General features: G+C 48.3%; 16 protein-coding genes and 1 riboswitch. Of the genes, 9 read left to right on the forward strand and 7 right to left on the reverse strand.

The features are described from left to right. Positions 1-69: 69 nt before the first annotated feature. On the forward strand, positions 70-294 hold the full coding sequence (locus MHI48_RS03535) for a hypothetical protein (RefSeq protein WP_036614132.1): 225 nt from the start codon (positions 70-72) through the stop codon (positions 292-294). A gap of 148 nt (positions 295-442) precedes the next feature. Here the strand turns inward: MHI48_RS03535 and MHI48_RS03540 are convergent, their stop codons facing one another. Both MHI48_RS03540 and MHI48_RS03545 read right to left on the reverse strand, forming a co-directional pair. Next, positions 443-1,723 carry a Fe-Mn family superoxide dismutase gene (locus MHI48_RS03540; protein ID WP_076329856.1) on the reverse strand — a complete coding sequence of 427 codons (1,281 nt, stop codon included), beginning with the start codon at positions 1,721-1,723 and terminating at the stop codon, positions 443-445. 148 nt (positions 1,724-1,871) lie between these two features. Then, positions 1,872-2,897, reverse strand: coding sequence for an alpha/beta hydrolase (locus tag MHI48_RS03545; RefSeq protein ID WP_076329855.1), 1,026 nt, complete (start codon positions 2,895-2,897; stop codon positions 1,872-1,874). A gap of 359 nt (positions 2,898-3,256) precedes the next feature. Here MHI48_RS03545 and MHI48_RS03550 point away from each other — a divergent pair, with 359 nt between their 5' ends. Together MHI48_RS03550 and thiC are read left to right on the forward strand one after the other, a co-directional pair. Further along, on the forward strand, positions 3,257-4,000 hold the full coding sequence (locus tag MHI48_RS03550) for an IclR family transcriptional regulator (RefSeq protein ID WP_017690772.1): 744 nt from the start codon (positions 3,257-3,259) through the stop codon (positions 3,998-4,000). 149 nt (positions 4,001-4,149) lie between these two features. Beyond that, positions 4,150-4,263, forward strand: a riboswitch (TPP riboswitch). 415 nt (positions 4,264-4,678) lie between these two features. After that, positions 4,679-6,463 carry a phosphomethylpyrimidine synthase ThiC gene (gene thiC, locus MHI48_RS03555; RefSeq protein ID WP_143781522.1) on the forward strand — a complete coding sequence of 595 codons (1,785 nt, stop codon included), beginning with the start codon at positions 4,679-4,681 and terminating at the stop codon, positions 6,461-6,463. A 381-nt stretch (positions 6,464-6,844) separates the two neighbouring features. Here thiC and MHI48_RS03560 read toward each other — a convergent pair whose 3' ends face one another. From MHI48_RS03560 to MHI48_RS03575, 4 genes are all read right to left on the reverse strand, one after another. Continuing rightward, on the reverse strand, positions 6,845-7,534 hold the full coding sequence (locus MHI48_RS03560) for a hypothetical protein (protein WP_076329853.1): 690 nt from the start codon (positions 7,532-7,534) through the stop codon (positions 6,845-6,847). Between the two features lie 182 nt (positions 7,535-7,716). Then, positions 7,717-7,884 (reverse strand): hypothetical protein, encoded by a 168-nt coding sequence (locus MHI48_RS03565; RefSeq protein ID WP_155985120.1) that lies wholly within the window; start codon positions 7,882-7,884, stop codon positions 7,717-7,719. Positions 7,885-8,347: 463 nt separating this feature from the next. Then, a complete protein-coding gene (locus MHI48_RS03570; RefSeq protein WP_076329852.1) occupies positions 8,348-9,169 on the reverse strand; it encodes a zinc ribbon domain-containing protein in 822 nt (273 codons plus the stop codon). A 73-nt stretch (positions 9,170-9,242) separates the two neighbouring features. Then, positions 9,243-10,193, reverse strand: coding sequence for a YafY family protein (locus MHI48_RS03575; protein ID WP_036614123.1), 951 nt, complete (start codon positions 10,191-10,193; stop codon positions 9,243-9,245). Positions 10,194-10,277: 84 nt separating this feature from the next. Between MHI48_RS03575 and MHI48_RS03580 the strand changes: the two genes are divergently transcribed. The 5 genes from MHI48_RS03580 (at position 10,278) to MHI48_RS03600 (ending at position 13,829) form a co-directional block, all read left to right on the forward strand. Then, complete coding sequence (locus MHI48_RS03580) at positions 10,278-10,973, forward strand: response regulator transcription factor (RefSeq protein ID WP_076329851.1); 696 nt, start codon at positions 10,278-10,280, stop codon at positions 10,971-10,973. Next, a complete protein-coding gene (locus tag MHI48_RS03585) occupies positions 10,966-12,054 on the forward strand; it encodes a HAMP domain-containing sensor histidine kinase (protein ID WP_076329850.1) in 1,089 nt (362 codons plus the stop codon). Before MHI48_RS03580 ends, MHI48_RS03585 begins: the two co-directional genes overlap by 8 nt. Positions 12,055-12,153: 99 nt before the next feature. Next, a complete protein-coding gene (locus MHI48_RS03590) occupies positions 12,154-13,017 on the forward strand; it encodes a M15 family metallopeptidase (RefSeq protein WP_076329849.1) in 864 nt (287 codons plus the stop codon). A 28-nt stretch (positions 13,018-13,045) separates the two neighbouring features. Beyond that, on the forward strand, positions 13,046-13,606 hold the full coding sequence (locus MHI48_RS03595) for a VanZ family protein (protein WP_076329848.1): 561 nt from the start codon (positions 13,046-13,048) through the stop codon (positions 13,604-13,606). 13 nt (positions 13,607-13,619) lie between these two features. After that, positions 13,620-13,829, forward strand: a complete 210-nt coding sequence (locus tag MHI48_RS03600) for a hypothetical protein (protein WP_076329847.1) — start codon at positions 13,620-13,622, stop codon at positions 13,827-13,829. A gap of 140 nt (positions 13,830-13,969) precedes the next feature. Here the strand turns inward: MHI48_RS03600 and acnA are convergent, their stop codons facing one another. Next, the gene (acnA, locus tag MHI48_RS03605; RefSeq protein ID WP_405143027.1) at positions 13,970-16,684 is read right to left on the reverse strand and encodes an aconitate hydratase AcnA; all 2,715 of its coding nucleotides are present in this window, start codon (positions 16,682-16,684) and stop codon (positions 13,970-13,972) included. Positions 16,685-17,046: 362 nt separating this feature from the next. Here acnA and MHI48_RS03610 point away from each other — a divergent pair, with 362 nt between their 5' ends. Beyond that, positions 17,047-18,066 (forward strand): amidase domain-containing protein, encoded by a 1,020-nt coding sequence (locus MHI48_RS03610; protein ID WP_197997991.1) that lies wholly within the window; start codon positions 17,047-17,049, stop codon positions 18,064-18,066. The last annotated feature ends 51 nt before the right edge of the window (positions 18,067-18,117 follow it).

The following is an 18,117-nucleotide window of genomic DNA, read 5'->3' on the forward strand; positions in this document are numbered from 1 at the left end:
ACTTTTTACTAGGGCTTGGAATTGGTTAATAGAGATGATATGATGTGATTTCGGAAGGAGAGTGTTAGGATGGACACATTGAGATATACGTATTTATATGAGGTTGTATCAACAGGCGAAAAATCCGAGTTCAGCCAAATGGCAACAAGCAAGGAAGAGGCTGCTGCACTGATCGTTGCACGTATAGCCGATCTGGAGTTTACAGATGAGTCTGATATCAAGCTTGGCGATCTGATCTCCATTAGCAAACAGGTTGGCGACAACTATGTGGCTTGCGAGGGCTGTGCTTCTTAAGTGAACATTTAAAAATAGGAAGTCTCTCAAAATACAAGCAAGTCTCTTTTTACAGGAGGCTTGCTTTTTTGTATACACCAAAAGAGATATCGTTCAGTCATTCGGCTGGAGATATCTCTTTTTTTCTCTAAACCATCTAACCCCAAGCTTAATAAGGCGGCCACAACAACTTGCGTGCCGTTTCGTAACGCTCGGCCACAGCGGGCCAGTAGACAACGTTCCACCAATCCTCGATATACTTTTTGCGTTCATTCTGATGTTTCAGATAGTAGGCATGTTCCCACACATCCAGTGGCAGGAGTGGTACGATATCGGACTGGGACAGGTTCTGGTGTTTTTCCGCCTGCAAAATCTCCAAACGATGTGCTCTCGGGCTCCAGACAAGCATCGCCCAGCCACTGCCTTCCACCTTGTTCGCGGCTTCTGTGAATTGATTCTTAAACGCTTCATAACTCCCGAAATCTCGCTTGATCTGCTCTGCGAGCATACCGGAAGGTTTGCCGCCGCCAGCAGGGTTCATAATTGTCCAGAAGATCGTATGCAGGTAGTGGCCTGCCCCGTTGAAGGCAAGTTCACGTTCCCAATGTTTGATGAGTTCAAAGTTATTCTTTTTTCGCGATTCCGCCAGCTTCTTCTCTGCTACATTTAGTCCGTCCACATAAGATTGATGGTGTTTGTCATGATGGATACGCATCGTCAGCTCATCAATATGTGGCTCCAGCGCATTGTACGCATAGGGGAGAGGCGGCAGTGTGTGTCCTCCAATGGGAACCGGCTTTTCTTTTACAGGAGGTGCTGTAGAGCTGGGTGTGGCTTGTGTTGTTCCGGTAGAAGGTGGTTGAATGGTTGCGGATTGGATATGAGCTGAACCGGCAGGTGCATTTACATTTCCCTCTGGAGAAGTTGGGGCTTCTGAAGCTTGGCGATGGATGCTTCCTGGCCCTGACGTATGCAGAGCATTTTCCAGAAAAAGTGACGGTTCCGAATCCGTTTCACGCAAGATGCCAGGTTGGCCAAGCGTATCCAATACGCCCAGAAAATACTCCGACTCGCGAATAAAATGCAGAATGAGTACTTTGGCAAGCGGAACAGCTTGCACAGCAGCACTTTGCTCCAGAAGAACATACAGCTGTTTGATGAACTCTCTCGATTGCTGCCGAGCTGCCAACACAAGTTGATCGATACAACGAACCATGTAGGGAGCAGGTGGATGGGTTGCGGGCAATAGTTGTTTTAAAAGCTGATTGGCTACTCGCTCACTGTTTGCAAAGGTAACCTCCCATTCCTCCAGTAGCTTGACGTATGGGGGCTCCAAATCAGGAACCAGGGCACGGATGACGAGTGTATGTTCTTTCTCCTGCTCTTTCCAGAAACGGATTTCCTCCAATGTCCGCAGAGGCAGCAGGTGACCATATCCATACCAGTTCATCTATGTTGAACCTCCTTCAGATGAAATTCATTGCATGCAGACCGTCTGTTCATGCGTCCCAAGAGTATATTCCGTGAGCTTGTTGTCCTATGAGTGCAAAAAAAGAGCCCCTGAGGGCTCTGAAAAAAATTCGATGATTGAAATTTGGTTATTGTCCATTATTCGTGTTCTGCACATCGTCACTGCTTGTTTTCGTTACATGACTGAGGAAAGTTGAGACACGGCGCAGATATTCCTTTGGATGCTCCCGGAAGATCAACTCATGATGCGCATCCTGGACAATCCATACATCGGAGTACGGATTGGTCTGGTTGGCGGCGAGTTGCTCCGCAATTGGATAAGGCGCCTTCTCGTCCTCTGTACCATGGATGAAGAAAATCGGGAACGGATAATCTTCCTTTTTCACTTCCTGGTATGGAATCTGTTGTAATCCGGTACCATTCAGAACAGGGAACAACAGTTTCATGATCTCCAGTGTAGGCTGACGTGGCAGATCGATCTGGTTGTGAATGTTGTGGTACAGCGTATCTGGCTCCAGCAGGAACGCACTGTCCAGAATCATTGCATCCACTTCCTTCGTAATCAGTCCGGTTTGTAACGCTGTACCGGCACCCATCGAGAAGCCCCAGACAACCAGTTCCTGCGCACCACGTTGCTTGGCGAACTGGATCGCACCGAGCAGTTGCTGTGACTCAGCTTTGCCACCTGTGGCTACAGCTTTGTTCACCTGTGAGGCGAAGCCATAATCGAACATGACCACGTTGAACCCAAGTTGATGAGCATAATGTGCCAGGTCATACATGGGTACCCATGTTTCTTCACGATTGGCACCATAGCCGTGACTGAAAATAATCGTTTTGCTTGCAGCATTGTCAGCAGGTATATACCATCCCTGCATCGTGCGGCTGCCATCTGCTGCCGGGAACGTGATGTCTTCATACTTCATGTTCTTGGCTTGCATCGGATTGGAGAAGACAGGCGCTACCGTTGGATTGGATAATACCCATGCGATATAACCATGCAGTGCGATAAAACAAAACAGTAGAAAAAATACAACGGAGAGCAGCAACGCTACGATAATATGTTTGAACCGAATCAGCCTCGGTGATAGGGAAGAGGGCAGATCGGACACTTTTGTTTGCAGCGGGGCTTCGCTCTGGGATGATTGATACATGAATGCCCCTCCTTTGAAGTTCAGTTGAAGATAACAACGACATGAAAAGAGAATTGCGTCGATTTCAGAGCCTGCTTCAGAGCGATATCTTAATGTAATATATCTTTATCGTATGTTCCAATATAGTCAAAGTCAATTGATTGAGGGCATTTGTTACGCAATTGTTATATAGTTCTTAAGATATATGGGTAACATTACCTTAGTGTGTAAATTACAGGGGATTAAGTCTTATAAAAAGGAAAAATTTACACGTTGGCCTATTTTGATTTTGGCTCTTTTTGGTTTACAGATGAGACCGTTTCTCATATAATTTATGTAACCAAGTTTCATGTGATGAAACATGAGGAGGGCATTATGCCATGGAAGATCGCAAGTTAACCGTCCGGGCTGTGGAACGGGCGCTGGATATATTATTATGTTTTACCACACGCAGTGATCTGGGACTCACCGAAATTGCCAGCCAGATTGGCCTGCACAAAAGTACAGTGCACCGTTTGATGGCTACGCTGGAGGATCGAGGGTTCGTGATCCGCGATGCAGCAACAGAGAAGTACCGACTTGGTATCCGAATCTGGGAGCTGTCAGCTCATATGTCCCGCAGTGATGATCCCGCTATTCTGCTGCTGCCTGCGATGGAGCGACTGAGAGATCGATTGGGGGAGACCGTGAGTCTGTACCTGCGTGACGGCAGTGAACGGATTCGGATTCAGGCTGTGCAAAGTGATCAGGCGATCCGCCGAGTCGCTCCAGTCGGTGTTAGACTTCCTCTGTCTGTGGGCGCTTCCAGCAAAGTCCTGATGGCGTTTGCCACGGACGAGGATCGTGAAGAACTGATGAACGGGCCGGAATGGCCGGTGTTTATTGATCCCGCAGTGTATTTGGCGCAGATGGGAGATATCCGGGATAACGGATATGCCACAAGTTACGAGGAACGTGAGCCGGGAGCTGCCGCGGTATCGGTACCGATTATGGATCGCAGAGGCAATATTGCAGCTGCCCTCTCGGTCTCAGGGCCTGTCAGCCGACTCTCACAGGAGACATTGCATGAATACGCACCTGTGTTGAAGGATGCTGCTACGCAAATGGGGCTCATGTTATCCTGATGGTGAGGTAAGGTTTTTCTCCAATTGAGTTGGTGTACTGGAATATAAAGGTTGTTTTTATGTTCCGGTTGCGCTACTCTGTAATGGACGGCCCAGCGGGGCCGGCTTCATTGAATATGAACAGCGGACTTATGTAAGCCGCAACTTATTAACGTTACTGGGGGAGTCCGAATTGTCCGGACTGAGACGGAATCGCATGAGATTCCGGACCCTTTGCACCTGATCTGGATCATACCAGCGTAGGGAAGTAATCGGCGATATGACCACAACCACCACATGATGTGACCCTTGTAGGGCTCCGTTAAGGAGCTGATTGAAGGTGCATTATTGGTGATGGACATAAAAGTCGGTTCCTTCGGGGACCGGCTTTTTTATATACAGGGAACGGGCGATATAGCGCGGATTCTATGGGCTTCTTTTTCACTAACCTGCAAAAGTGGGCTTGGATGAGGAGGGAAGTCTCATAGATCGATGATCTGTGGCAGCCTCCGTTCTGTTGATACTGTACATGAAAAGTGTCTCTCCTGGTCTGATGTAGGATCGCTCTTTCTTCTCTGCATTGCGCATGATTTGGACAGGTACGTAAGCGACCTAATGATGAAACCAACCAAACAAGCGACGAACACTGAGGAGGAGACGAGCGACATGAGTACAGGAAATCAAACGGGACAACAAGCGATGGAACAGGAACATAACGATCAGCAGGTGGAAAAAGAAACAGGGGCGGCCGGACGGGTTCAGCCCTTTCCGGGCAGCCGCAAAGTCTACATTCAGGGCTCACGGCCGGACATTGCTGTACCGGAGCGTGAGATAGCCCTTCATGACACGAATACTCCCCAAGGGGTGGAGCATAACGAACCGCTGCGTGTCTACGATACGAGCGGCCCCATGACCGATCCCGAATTTCATGCGGATATCCGCGCAGGTCTGCCAGCTCTGCGCACTCGTTGGATCACAGAGCGTGGCGATGTTGAAGCTTATCAGGGCCGTATGGTTAAACCGGAGGATAACGGACTGAAGCCCGGAGGGAAGAGAGCCGGCGCTGAAGAGTACCCCGGATTACGTGGCAAACCGCTGCGGGCACAGCCAGAACGCTGCGTGACTCAGATGCACTACGCGAGACAGGGAGTCATTACGGCTGAGATGGAATTCGCCGCCATTCGTGAAGGCGTGGAGCCGGAATTTGTGAGACAGGAGCTGGCGAGTGGACGGGCCATTCTGCCATCCAACATCAATCACCCGGAGAGTGAGCCGATGTTGATCGGTCGTCATTTTCACGTGAAGATCAATGCCAACATAGGTAACTCTGCTGTATCTTCTTCCATTGAGGAAGAGGTGGAGAAGATGACCTGGGCGGTACGATGGGGATCGGATACGGTGATGGATCTGTCCACAGGCAAAAACATTCATACCACCCGGGAATGGATTATCCGCAATTCACCTGTGCCGATTGGTACGGTGCCGCTGTATCAGGCGCTGGAGAAGGTGAATGGCGAAGCGGAAGCGCTGACCTGGGAGTTGTACCGTGACACACTCATTGAGCAGGCAGAGCAGGGCGTGGACTACTTTACGATTCATGCAGGTGTACTGCTGCGTTATATCCCCATGACCGCCAAGCGAATGACAGGTATTGTGTCTAGGGGTGGTTCCATTATGGCAGCATGGTGCCTTGCGCATCATCAGGAGAATTTTTTGTACACCCATTTTGAAGAAATCTGTGAGATTATGAAAAGGTATGATGTGGCATTTTCACTGGGAGATGGGCTTCGTCCAGGTAGTATCTACGATGCCAATGACGAAGCACAGATGGCGGAACTGGCTACGCTTGGGGAACTGACACAGATCGCATGGAAGCATGATGTGCAGGTGATGATCGAAGGCCCGGGTCATGTGCCGATGCATAAGATCAAGGAGAATGTGGACTTGCAGATGGAGATCTGTAAAGAAGCACCGTTCTACACACTTGGGCCGCTAACGACCGACATTGCGCCAGGATATGATCACATCACATCCGCCATTGGGGCAGCCATGATTGGCTGGTTCGGCACGTCCATGCTCTGTTATGTTACGCCAAAAGAACATTTGGGCCTGCCCAACAAGGATGATGTGCGGGAAGGGGTCATCGCCTACAAGATCGCAGCTCATGCCGCCGATCTGGCGAAAGGCCATCCGCGTGCTCAACGCCGCGATGACGCATTGTCCAAGGCACGTTTTGAGTTCCGCTGGCGGGACCAGTTCAACCTGTCACTGGACCCGGAACGGGCATTATCCTACCATGACGAGACGCTGCCAGCAGAAGGGGCCAAGGAAGCTCATTTCTGCTCCATGTGCGGACCAAAGTTCTGTAGCATGCGCATTACGCAGGACATTCGTGCCTTTGCCGCAGACAAAGGGTTGTCCGAGAATGGGGCTGTAGCTGCCGGGATGCAGGAAAAGGCCGAGGAATATCGGACACGCTCCTAGGCGCCGGTACAGCGCAAGCTGGGCAGTCTGAAATAGAGATAAAGCCGTTTCTCTCTGTCATTGCAGAGAAGAACGGCTTTTTTTAGTTTTATGTCATGTATGTATTCTTAACCATACTCAGCCTTTATCAGAATTAGCTTTGTGATTAAGTGTGGTCCATATCTTATACAGAATTCCTGCGATAACGAATAAAAGAGCATCACTGAGTTTTGGTGCTCCTCCGTATAGAAATGCGGAACAGGAAAAACCTACTATAAACAGTAAAACAATATAGAGGAATCGCATATTAGTTCACCTCGTTAATTTGTGGTGTTACTAAGTAAGTGAGTTCATAGTTGCATAGTTTCAGATAGAACTTGTTACTTCACTCCAAATCAGCAGCTACTGTCGAGCCAAGCCCAAATCCTTCTCCAAATACGTTGCAAGCAATGCCAGCGGGCTATGGATCTGAATACCACGATTCGTTGTAACTTGTGCAGCAGCGGGAGCCATAGACAGCTGGGCTGCCACTACCGTTTTACCCGGATGCTGCTCAGCAATCTGCTGTAAGCCTTCACGTACCACTTCGAGATACCCTTGCTGATCTCCACGCATAATCAACTCAAATGTCCCAGGGATGCACACCGCTTCCGTCTGAGATGTCTTGGCAACGTGTAGTTGCCCATTCTCATCCTCTTGCTGTAATACCCGATTCAACCGTGCCATCGTTCCTTCAACGGTTGCCGGATTGGTGAATGCTATTATGTAATCTCCTGGTACTCGCCGCATCTCCTGCAATAACGGATCATCTATGCCGATCACAGGCACAGGGACCTGTATGGCTTCCTGCTCCAATGCTGTCGCAAACAGGGTACACGTGACCAGAATGGCATGGGCATGACACTCAGCGATCCATTGGAGCGTCTGGGCTACCTTCTCGTGAATGACGACCGCGGAAAAGTCAGCGTCATGTTTAAGACGGTCCAGACCTGGATCCACGTAATGGACCAATTCAACTTCATAAGGAGCAAGCGTCTCTTCAATTAAGGCGATGTTGGAATAATGAGCGTGAAAACAACCAATGGTGATCATGTGCTAAGTCCCCTTTTACAGTTCGTATATGTCATGGATCTTTTAGATATTTAAACCATTATAGAAACATGCCTGAGAACTGTACAGTCGTTTATGGCTCAACGCCAATAACCGCCCTTCCGCCAAGCTACGGAAGGACGGTTGATAACCTGACTCGACTAGGGTCGGTCCGGTGTCCATTTTTATCTAAGGGAAGGAGAAGTATTTTTCTTCGCCATTTTTTGTTGCAGAATTTCATGAAAGGATAGACCTTGAGTGTTCTCATTCTCCTTTTTAGGAGCAGTGGTCGCCGTGTTGCGCGGATATTGGTGATGGTACGGGATCATTTGCTGAATAGGCATGCGGATCATCTTGGTTCCTCCTTTGATGCGTTTTTTTGGATTATGTATTTCGACTGGTTACCATGCCAGGTGCGCATATAGGTACATGTGACTTGTTAGACGAAATAAAAGAGTTTAAAGCGTAATTCCAATTGGATTGTAGTGATTTTACCCGGTTTTAAGGAGATGTAAACGTTTTTAGGAAAATTCAGGAGTAAAGGACCTGATTTGAAAGGTTTGATATGGGAGGATCGAATCGGTTGTTATGTGAATAGTCCCAATTTTAAGGAAGTCAATGGTACCCGCTTATGAGGCATATTATCTGGTTAAATGATGCAAAGCATGCTAACTAACTTGGTACCATGGTCGGGTTGTTTAGGGGGTAATGTAGTTCCGGATATAAAAAAAACTGCCGAGCGAACCCGGCAGCTTACGTGATATGAAGAAGGATGCGAGAAACTTGGATTCTGTCTGAGGTGGTATCGTGTTGGTTTTATCTACTTTGGCGAACAGCGATGTATATATCCACTTGTACACTTTCGGGATTCAGGCTACGTTCATCATATAATTCAAAATCCCCGGTGAACGTACGATCGCTTTGTTTGTCCCATGCCCACACGGCTCCCCAAGCTTCGCCAACAACCTCTGCCATCGGTCCTTTTCTGGAAGTGAATACGGCGTAAGTTGCAGGAGGGAGTAGAATGTCATCCAATCCTTCAGGCAATGATTCGTTCGGACTGACCTCATGCCCTACCAGTATGGTGTATTCTCCGGTTATCCCATCGGTGTAATCCGTGTAACAACCATAGCGAACAACAACTTCAGGTGCAGGGAGGTGCTCTGAGGCAAAATAATTGTTCCAGAGTCCCTGAATACAACCTTTGCCACTGATCTCAATGGCGTTGGTTGTGCGGGCGGATACGCCGGCAATACGTTTGCCAGGGAGAGTGACATAACGAACGGGCTGGGCAGAGAACGAATGCTCTGTTGTTACCTGACCAGGATTAGCGGAAGCAGTAGAGTTTTCAGCGAGAGATTCTGTATGTTGATCCGTTGTATTCGTGCGCCAACGCTTCAAAAAAGGAAGCTGGTTACGCAGCATCGAACGAGCGGATTCCTCATCCATGCCTTCGTCCTTCAGAATGGCAGTGCACATCTCGGTCATGCCTTCAAGTGACATACCGGGCTGCTCAAACTTGCCCTCTTTGTAACAATAGATACAGTACTCACGGGTTGTGCTTCCATCTGCTTCCGTTCCGAATTGGGCAGGGGTTGTGAGCGGCATGCCGCAGCTTTGACATACAGTGACGTTCATGATTAGTTCCTCCTCATATATGTACAGATTGAATATATCTGAAGTATAAGGGTAGGAACTGGACAGCTGTCTGTCAGGTTTGAGTCGGAGGTATATAATTTTGTACAATTTGCTCCGCGATACGGCAGATTTCATCCCGAATATGCTGAGGTTCCAATACTTCAACGTCCGCGCCGAAGCCCAGAATGAACCCATATAACCAGCCATCCTCGGGAAAAGCAACCTGGCTGATGTAATACCCTGTCCCATCAGGCATGACGTTCTCGATCCCAAACCATTCTTCCGCAATATGACGGACGCGAGCATGGAATTTCAAGGTTAACCTAGCTTGATTGTCCGGACGGCTCCATTCCTGTTGCCAGGGTCTGTCCTGTGGGTTAATGACTTTACGCTCGAAGTGCTCATTAGCAAGTGTAACATCTTGCATGCGCACAAGCTTGAACATGCGAAATTGATTCCGCTCGTGACAAAAAGCGTACAGGTACCAGGAATGCTTCTTGAGTACGATGGTATGAGGGTCGGCAGTTCGGTGAGTATGGATACCTTCCGCACTGCAGTAGGTAAAGGTTACGGGGCGTAATTGATCCATACCCTGTTCGATAAGTTCAAGCTTGATTTTCAGCGCTTCGGGATGCGTCCAGGTTGAATAATCAACGATGAATCGATTGGTATTAGCCTGAAAATCGTCATTTTTGGATTCAGGGACGATACTGCTGAGTTTTTCGACCAGAAGCTCACGCGCCGCATTAGCATGGGAAGTGGATACACTGCGCAGTGCAGTGACGATAGAAGCGAGGTCCTTGTCTGTTAATACGTTTCGATCCAGACGGTAACCCTCTGCCAGACCAATCCCGCCGCTTGCCCCCTGATACGTCACTACAGGGATACCTGCTTGACCCAATGTATCGATGTCTCGATAGATGGTCCGGATCGATACTTCGAACATATCTGCCAAGTCTTTGGCTTGTACCCGTCCACGATTGATTAGCAACACCACGATGGCTAATAAACGCTCCAGTTTCATATGTATGGATTCCTTTCATTGGTTTATCTGTTGGATTCAAATATGTTATATTGTTGAGCATCACACATAGGAGTGGAATAAGCAATGAAGCGAATTACGATTCTGATCGCAGACGATGAAGTTGAGATCGCTGATCTGGTTGCTTTACATTTACAAAAAGAAGGATATCACACCATCAAGGCCTTTGATGGGAAGGCGGCGGTTCAAGCTGTTCAGACCCAAGCGATAGATTTGGCGATTCTGGACATTATGATGCCTGGTATGGACGGGTATGAGGTGACACGTAAAATTCGGGAACAGCATCATTTACCGATCATTTTCCTAAGTGCCAAAACGTCAGATATGGATAAAATTACGGGGCTTGTGATGGGCGCGGACGATTATATGACCAAACCGTTTAATCCGATGGAGCTTGTTGCCCGGGTCAACTCTCAGTTGCGTCGTTCTCTGCAATTCAGCCAGTCTGTGCCTGTGCAAAGGTCCATTCTGGAGAAGGGCGGGCTCATCATCACGCCAGATCAACATCGCGTTGAACTCTACGGCAAACCAGTAGAACTAACACCGAAGGAGTTCGACATTTTGTATCTGCTCGCGAGCCACCCCAAGCAGGTGTTCAGTGCTGAGAACATTTTTGAACAGGTCTGGGGAGAAGCCTATTACGAGAGTGGGAATACCGTGATGGTCCATATTCGGACCCTGCGCAAAAAGCTGGGGGAAGATGTGAACAAGAACAAGTTTATCAAAACCATCTGGGGTGTGGGGTACACGTTTAATGACTAAACGAAGAAGTTTTCGTACAACCATGATTATGTTGCTAGGGTTAAGCATGCTTGCCTCTGGTGCAATTACCTATGGCATTTACAAGCTTTTACAAGCCTATTATTCGGGTGTCCGTTTAGAAGATCCGCTTGCTGAATATCGTCATTTTATGAGAAGTATCGGAGATATTTATTTTTTTCTGCTCTTATTTATCCCGCTCGCCATTCTATTTTTCTTCTGGTTTACCAAGCCCTACGTGACGTATTTCAAGGATATTTCTACAGGGATCAGTCATTTGGCGAATGGAGACTTTCAGCATCGTGTACAGATCTCATCCAAGGACGAATTAGGTACGATTGCAGAGGATGTGAATCTGGCGAGTGAGAAGCTAAGGGAAGCGGTAGAACGAGGGGATTTTGCTGAAAATAGTAAGGACCAGCTTGTTGTCAATCTGGCGCATGACCTGCGAACACCGCTGACCTCAGTGCTTGGATATTTGGATCTGCTGATGAAGGATGAACATCTGACGGAGGAACAGGTTAGGCACTTTACGTCGATTGCCTTCACCAAATCACAGCGTCTAGAGAAGTTGATTGATGATTTGTTCGAAATTACCCGCATGAATTATGGCAGGCTACCTATAAACAAGACACAGCTGGATCTTAGTGAGCTGCTGAAGCAGATGAACGAAGAACTCTATCCTGTATTTGAAAAGAACAAACTAGTCGCCCGACTAAAAATAGACACTGACCTTACCATCTCCGGTGATGGCGAGTTGCTGGCACGTGTGTTCGAGAATCTGCTGATTAACGCTGCACGACATGGCAAGGATGGCATGTACGTAGATATTAATGGATATCGGGATGCAGAACAGGTCATCATTCAGGTGATTAACTATGGTGGACATATTCGTCCGGAGGAATTGCCACATATCTTCGATATGTATTACACCGGAGATCGTGCCCGGACTCCTCAGGAGGGTGGGACAGGCCTCGGCCTATTTATCGCTCGCAATATTGTGGAGCAGCATGACGGTACAATTTCGGCCCAGAGCGACGTGGTACGGACGCAGTTCGAAGTTCGTTTGCCCGTATTTCAATGAGGTCTGATATCAAATTTAAGAAAAACTTTAAAATTGCCCTGCTTTTTCTTTAACTTGTGTTGTCTATCCTTGATGTATGAGGTAAAAGGAGGAACAAGCATGAAGAAGTGGGGCTTTTTGATATGTATCGTTTTGATCGGATATATCGTTACGCAATCACCGGGATGGATTCAGCAGAAGGATGAGTTGCCCATTGAGATTCAGAATACGCGTGAAAATCCCGCAGGTTATACCGTATCCGTCACCGGAAACATTCAGGATCAGGTACATAAGGGCAACTTGTTACTAGTTGATAAGCAATACCCCGTTCACCCGGAAGGAGTTAAATCCGATATTGTATATGTGGCACATGAGGATGATCTACTTCGTGGATATGGGATACTGGATCAGAAAATCATGTTATCACGACAGGTGGCGCAGGAGTTTCAGAAGATGGTTGAAGCAGCAGGCGAAGAGGGAGTCCGATATTTTCTCATCAGTAGTGGGTACAGGGATTTTGCGAAGCAGGACGAGCTTTATCGGGAAAAGGGTTCAGACTATGCGCTTCCTGCGGGACACAGTGAGCACAATCTCGGGTTATCCCTGGATGTCGGTTCCAGCTTGGCTGCCATGAATGAAGCACCAGAGGGAGCATGGCTGGAGAAGAATGCATGGAAATACGGATTTATTTTGCGTTACCCAAAGGATAAAGTGCGCATTACAGGTATTCAATATGAACCATGGCACTTTCGATATGTAGGCCTGCCCCATAGTGCTGTCATGCATGATAATAATCTAGTGCTGGAGGAGTACCTTGAATTGTTAAAAGAAAAAGAGAACATTACTGTTGAAGTAGAGGGTGAGGCGTATCATATCCGCTATTACCGTGCCACCCAAGATATGACCGTGTACATACCTGAACAAGGCCAAACTGAAATATCGGGTGATAACATGGATGGCGTCATCGTCACCGTAAAGAAATAACAGGGCAACACAAAGGAGGAGGAGCAGCATGAAGCACAACAACCAGAAGAAAAGCAAACATTACATCCTTTGGATTGCCGTTTTCACTATCTATTTATATCTGCTGACTAAGCTGATCCTGTTTAAAGGAAGCCCGGTCGATTTTGGCATCGTGAAGGATCGACTGATGGCGTTCTTGCAACAACCGGATCTGGTCCATACCCGAACCGTCAACCTGACACCATTTCAGGAAATATCACGAGATTGGAACAGTCTGTCGTTACATCGTCCTGGCACCGCAATCCATCTAGTAGGCAATATATTGGCCTTTATTCCACTGGGCATCTTCATCCCTGTGTTGACGGGCAACAAGTTATTCTCTGGAGTAAAGGTGCTCCTGCTGTCCCTGCTGCTCAGTCTGGGCTATGAAGTGACACAGTTAGTGACTGGCATGGGCATATTCGATGTGGATGATCTGATGCTTAATACACTCGGCGGCTTGATTGGATATATTGTTTTCACTATGGCTATGGGTCTGAGTAAGGTGTTGGTGGGAGGAGAATCCCGCGTGACGACGAAAAAGTTAAATTCTAAGGAAAGTCACGTGTAAGGAGGGGAACAACTTGATTATAATGGCTGTACTGTTCATTAGCGCAGGGCTAATATTTCTCGTGTATCCACACAAGGTAACGGATGCTTCGGAAAAACAGATCACGGAGCGAGTGATCATGTCTAGATGGGTTGGCGGCTCGTTAATTGCTCTGTCGTGTTTGTTTCTGATCATGGGCACAATTCAACTGTTAGATCAAGCCGCACATCACATTGGGCATTAAAAGGCAGTTGGCTTTGAAGATTGATTTTTAAACATATTCCTATTATAAAAAACAAAGCCAAAAAAGCTCCTCGCCACGTGCTGATTGCACGTGGCAGGGAGCTTTTCTGTATAACTTCATCACATTAATGATTCATGTAATTAAGCTTTTTTCATCATTTGACGCAATACAGTTTGCAGGATACCGCCGTTATGGTAGTAATCCACGTCAACCATGCTGTCCAGACGAGCGATGACAGGGAATTCGAACTGTGTACCGTCTTCACGAGTTACGGTAACTTTCAACTCTTGTCCTGGCTTCACATGATTGCTGAGGCCAGTAATGTCATACGTTTCACGTCCGTTCAGACCAAGGCTGGACCAGCCGTGACCTTCCTGGAATTGCAATGGCATTACGCCCATGCCGACCAGGTTACTACGGTGAATACGCTCGAAGCTTTCTGCGATAACGGCTTTGACGCCGAGCAAGAATGTTCCTTTTGCCGCCCAGTCACGGGAGCTTCCTGTACCATACTCTTTACCTGCGATAACGATCAGGTTCTGTCCTTCATCCTGATACTTCATGGAAGCATCGTAGATGGACATTTCCTCGTCCGTTGGCAGGTACTTCGTGATACCGCCTTCTGTACCAGGAGCCACCTGGTTACGAATACGAATGTTGGCAAACGTACCACGCATCATGACTTCATGGTTACCACGGCGTGAACCGTAGGAGTTGAAGTCTTTGCGCTCTACGCCATGCTCTTTCAGGTACAGTCCAGCCGGGCTGGATGGTGCAATATTACCTGCTGGCGAGATGTGATCCGTTGTTACGGAATCCGCAAGCAATGCCATGACACGTGCAGAACGGATATCTGCGATATCGTTCAACTTGTCGCCAAGCTCTTGGAAGAACGGAGGATTCTGAATGTACGTGGAGTTCGGATCCCACTCGTACAATTCACCTTCCGGTACAGAGATTGAATTCCAACGCTCATTGGCTGTAAATACATTCTCGTACTTGTTGCGGAACATCTGAGCGTTCAGGGAACTTGCGATGGTATCCTTGATTTCCTCGGAAGTAGGCCAGAGGTCTTTCAGGAATACAGGCTCATTGTTCGTATCATAACCGATTGGATCGGTTTCAAAGTCAATATTCACTGTACCCGCAAGTGCATATGCCACAACGAGTGGTGGTGATGCCAGGTAGTTGGCTTTAACCTGTGCATGCACACGGCCTTCGAAGTTACGGTTACCGGACAATACAGCCGCTACGGTCATATCGTTCTCAGCAATAGCTTCGCTCACTTCGTCCGGCAGTGGGCCGGAGTTACCGATGCATGTTGCACAACCGTAGCCGGCAACGTTGAATCCGAGTTTGTCGAGATACGTGATCAGGCCTGCTTTTTCCAGGTACTCGGTAACCACAAGGGAACCTGGTGTCAGACTGCTTTTCACATATCCTGGTTTGGTCAGGCCGCGTTCAACTGCTTTTTTCGCCAGTAGTCCCGCTCCAACCATAACACTTGGATTCGAAGTGTTCGTACAACTTGTGATCGCCGCGATCACAACAGCGCCTGCCTTCAGTTCACTGTTGGAACCGTCCGAATGCTTCACAGGTACGGATTGTTCGATTTTCTCATCGCTCAGACCGTAGCCGCCTTTATCTACAGGTGTGCGAATGATGCTGTTGAAGCTTTCTTTCATTTGTGTCAGCTCGATGCGATCCTGTGGACGTTTTGGTCCTGCAAGACTTGGTACAACAGAGCCGAGATCCAGTTCAATCACATCTGTGAATTCAGGATCAACGGTGCTTGAAGTACGGAACATGCCTTGAGCTTTGTAATAAGCTTCAACCAATTCTACCTGTTCGTCAGGACGGCCAGTGTTACGCAGATAGTTCAATGTTTCACTATCAACAGGGAAGAAACCGATCGTTGCTCCATATTCTGGTGCCATGTTGGCTACTGTTGCACGGTCAGCCAGACCGATGTTGGCAAGACCTGGGCCGTAGAACTCAACGAATTTACCAACAACGCCTTTTTTACGAAGCAATTGGGTAACGGTTAGTGCCAGATCCGTTGCTGTTGCGCCTTCGCTCAGGCTGCCTGTCAGTTTGAAACCGATAACGTCTGGTGTTACAAAATAAAGCGGTTGGCCCAGCATACCTGCTTCAGCCTCAATACCACCAACACCCCAACCAACAACACCAAGTCCGTTGATCATGGTGGTGTGGGAGTCTGTACCTACGAGGGAATCCGGGAATACAACGGTCTCGCCGTCCACGGTTTTTGTTGCTGCCACGGAAGCCAGATACTCCAGGTTAACCTGGTGAACGATCCCTGTGGATGGTGGAACTGCACGGAAGTTGTTGAATGCCGTTTGCGCCCAACGCAAGAAGCGGTAACGCTCTTCATTACGCTCAAACTCAACTTTGATATTGTAATCAAGTGCATCGTTGGTACCAAAAGCATCAACCATAACGGAGTGGTCGATAACGAGATCGACGGGTACGAGCGGGTTGATCTGTTTTGGATCGCCACCTGCTTTTTTCACGGTATCACGCATTGCAGCGAGGTCAACGACAACCGGTACACCGGTGAAATCCTGCAGAACGATACGTGCAGGGATGAATGGAATTTCCTTGTTATTGTCACGGCCATCTGCCCAGCCGGTCAGTTGTTTTACGTGTTCTTCGGTGATAGCACGTCCGTCGAATTGACGAATTGCTGCTTCAAGCAACACTTTAATGGAGAAAGGAAGCCTGGAAAGATCGCCGTGGCCGTTTTCCTGAAGAGCATCGAGACTGTAGTAGCGGTAAGACTTGCCTCCAACCTCAAGACTGCGAGCGGCGGAGAAATGATTCTTTGCTGACATACATGTACCTCCTTGGGATGTGTCGGTGAGATGAAGAAAACGTTCATTTAGGTGAAGAACAGGCCTTCATCGTTCCGTGTTCTTGTTCGTTAGTTTCATCAGATGAAACGTAATTTCATAATCATAACTTTAGTTTTAAGTATACCGTTTTCACCTCCGTACGTAAAGGTCTTTTTGCCTGATCAAGCAAGCTTTTGGACCGATGAAGGCGTTTTCGTGAAGCGAGCAGGAATAAGATATCTTGTGTACCTGTATTTGCCGAATTTCGGATCTCCCTCCTGAGCCGTGTACATACAACCGAAGACCCTTTCATATGAATAGTAGGAGTTTATATACGCAATGAAATATTCCAGACAGAACTCATGCCAAAGGGGGACATAGGCTTGGAACGGGAATGGAAGAGTGCCTTATATACTTACGTGAACCAGTACAATCGCTGTGAGATCGACTACCGTCCACAGACCAGCGAACGGATCGTTACCGATCCTGACTTCGTGGTGGAACGGGGAGAGCGTATGGCAAGGCTGGACGAATGGTATCGTAAGCGGCGCGCCGTGCCTCTTCGCAGCGAGACCAGCGCCAAGCTTGTGCGCACGCTTATGGATGGCCAGGAAGAAGCGGTGGTGGATGTACAATTGTACAGCAGACTGTTCTACGAGAAGAGCGGGATCACCCACCGGGAGGACCGGATTGAGCGGGAGCGGTTAACCTTTCTGCGGCAGAGTGGTGGATGGATCATTGGACGGGTCGAGCGAGAAGTGCCGGAGCGTCGCCCTGCTGGGGAAGGACGTCCGTTTCAACAAGCTGATTTTGTACAGGCGATGAATCGGCCGCTGCTGAATCGGGAAGTGTTGGGTCAAGGAAGAAGCTCACGGCAGCAGTCATATCGCAGAGATCTGGCGGTTGCCTATGCAGATCGGTGGTGGAATGCGGGGAATCCGGCATTTGAGGAATTTGATGTGGATTGTACCAATTACGTGTCTCAATGTCTCTTTGCAGGGGGCGCACCCATCCACTATACTGGTAGAAGAGAAGCTGGCTGGTGGTATAAAGGGTATGTGAACGGCTCCGAAATGTGGAGTTACAGTTGGGCAGTTTCCAACAGTCTGGAGCGTTATTTGTCAGGCAGCAGCTGGGGTCTGACCGCGACAGAAGTGGAGCGTCCTGAGCAGCTGATGCTCGGCGATGTTATTCTCTACGATTGGGATGGAGATGGACGATTTCAGCACAGCACCGTTGTGACCGCGTTTGATGCGGGCGGCATGCCGCTTGTTAACGCACATACGGTTAGCAGCCGTCACCGATTTTGGGATTACCGGGATTCTTACGCTTGGACGGAGCGGACGGTATACCGGCTTTTTCATATTGCAGATGAGTTTTGATGACGAAAGATTTTCGGGATGCGGTGACGCAGACATCCAGTTCCGTGTAAA

It is taken from the genome of Paenibacillus sp. FSL H7-0942 (assembly GCF_045040715.1).
Taxonomy (GTDB): Bacteria; Bacillota; Bacilli; order Paenibacillales; family Paenibacillaceae; genus Paenibacillus; species Paenibacillus amylolyticus.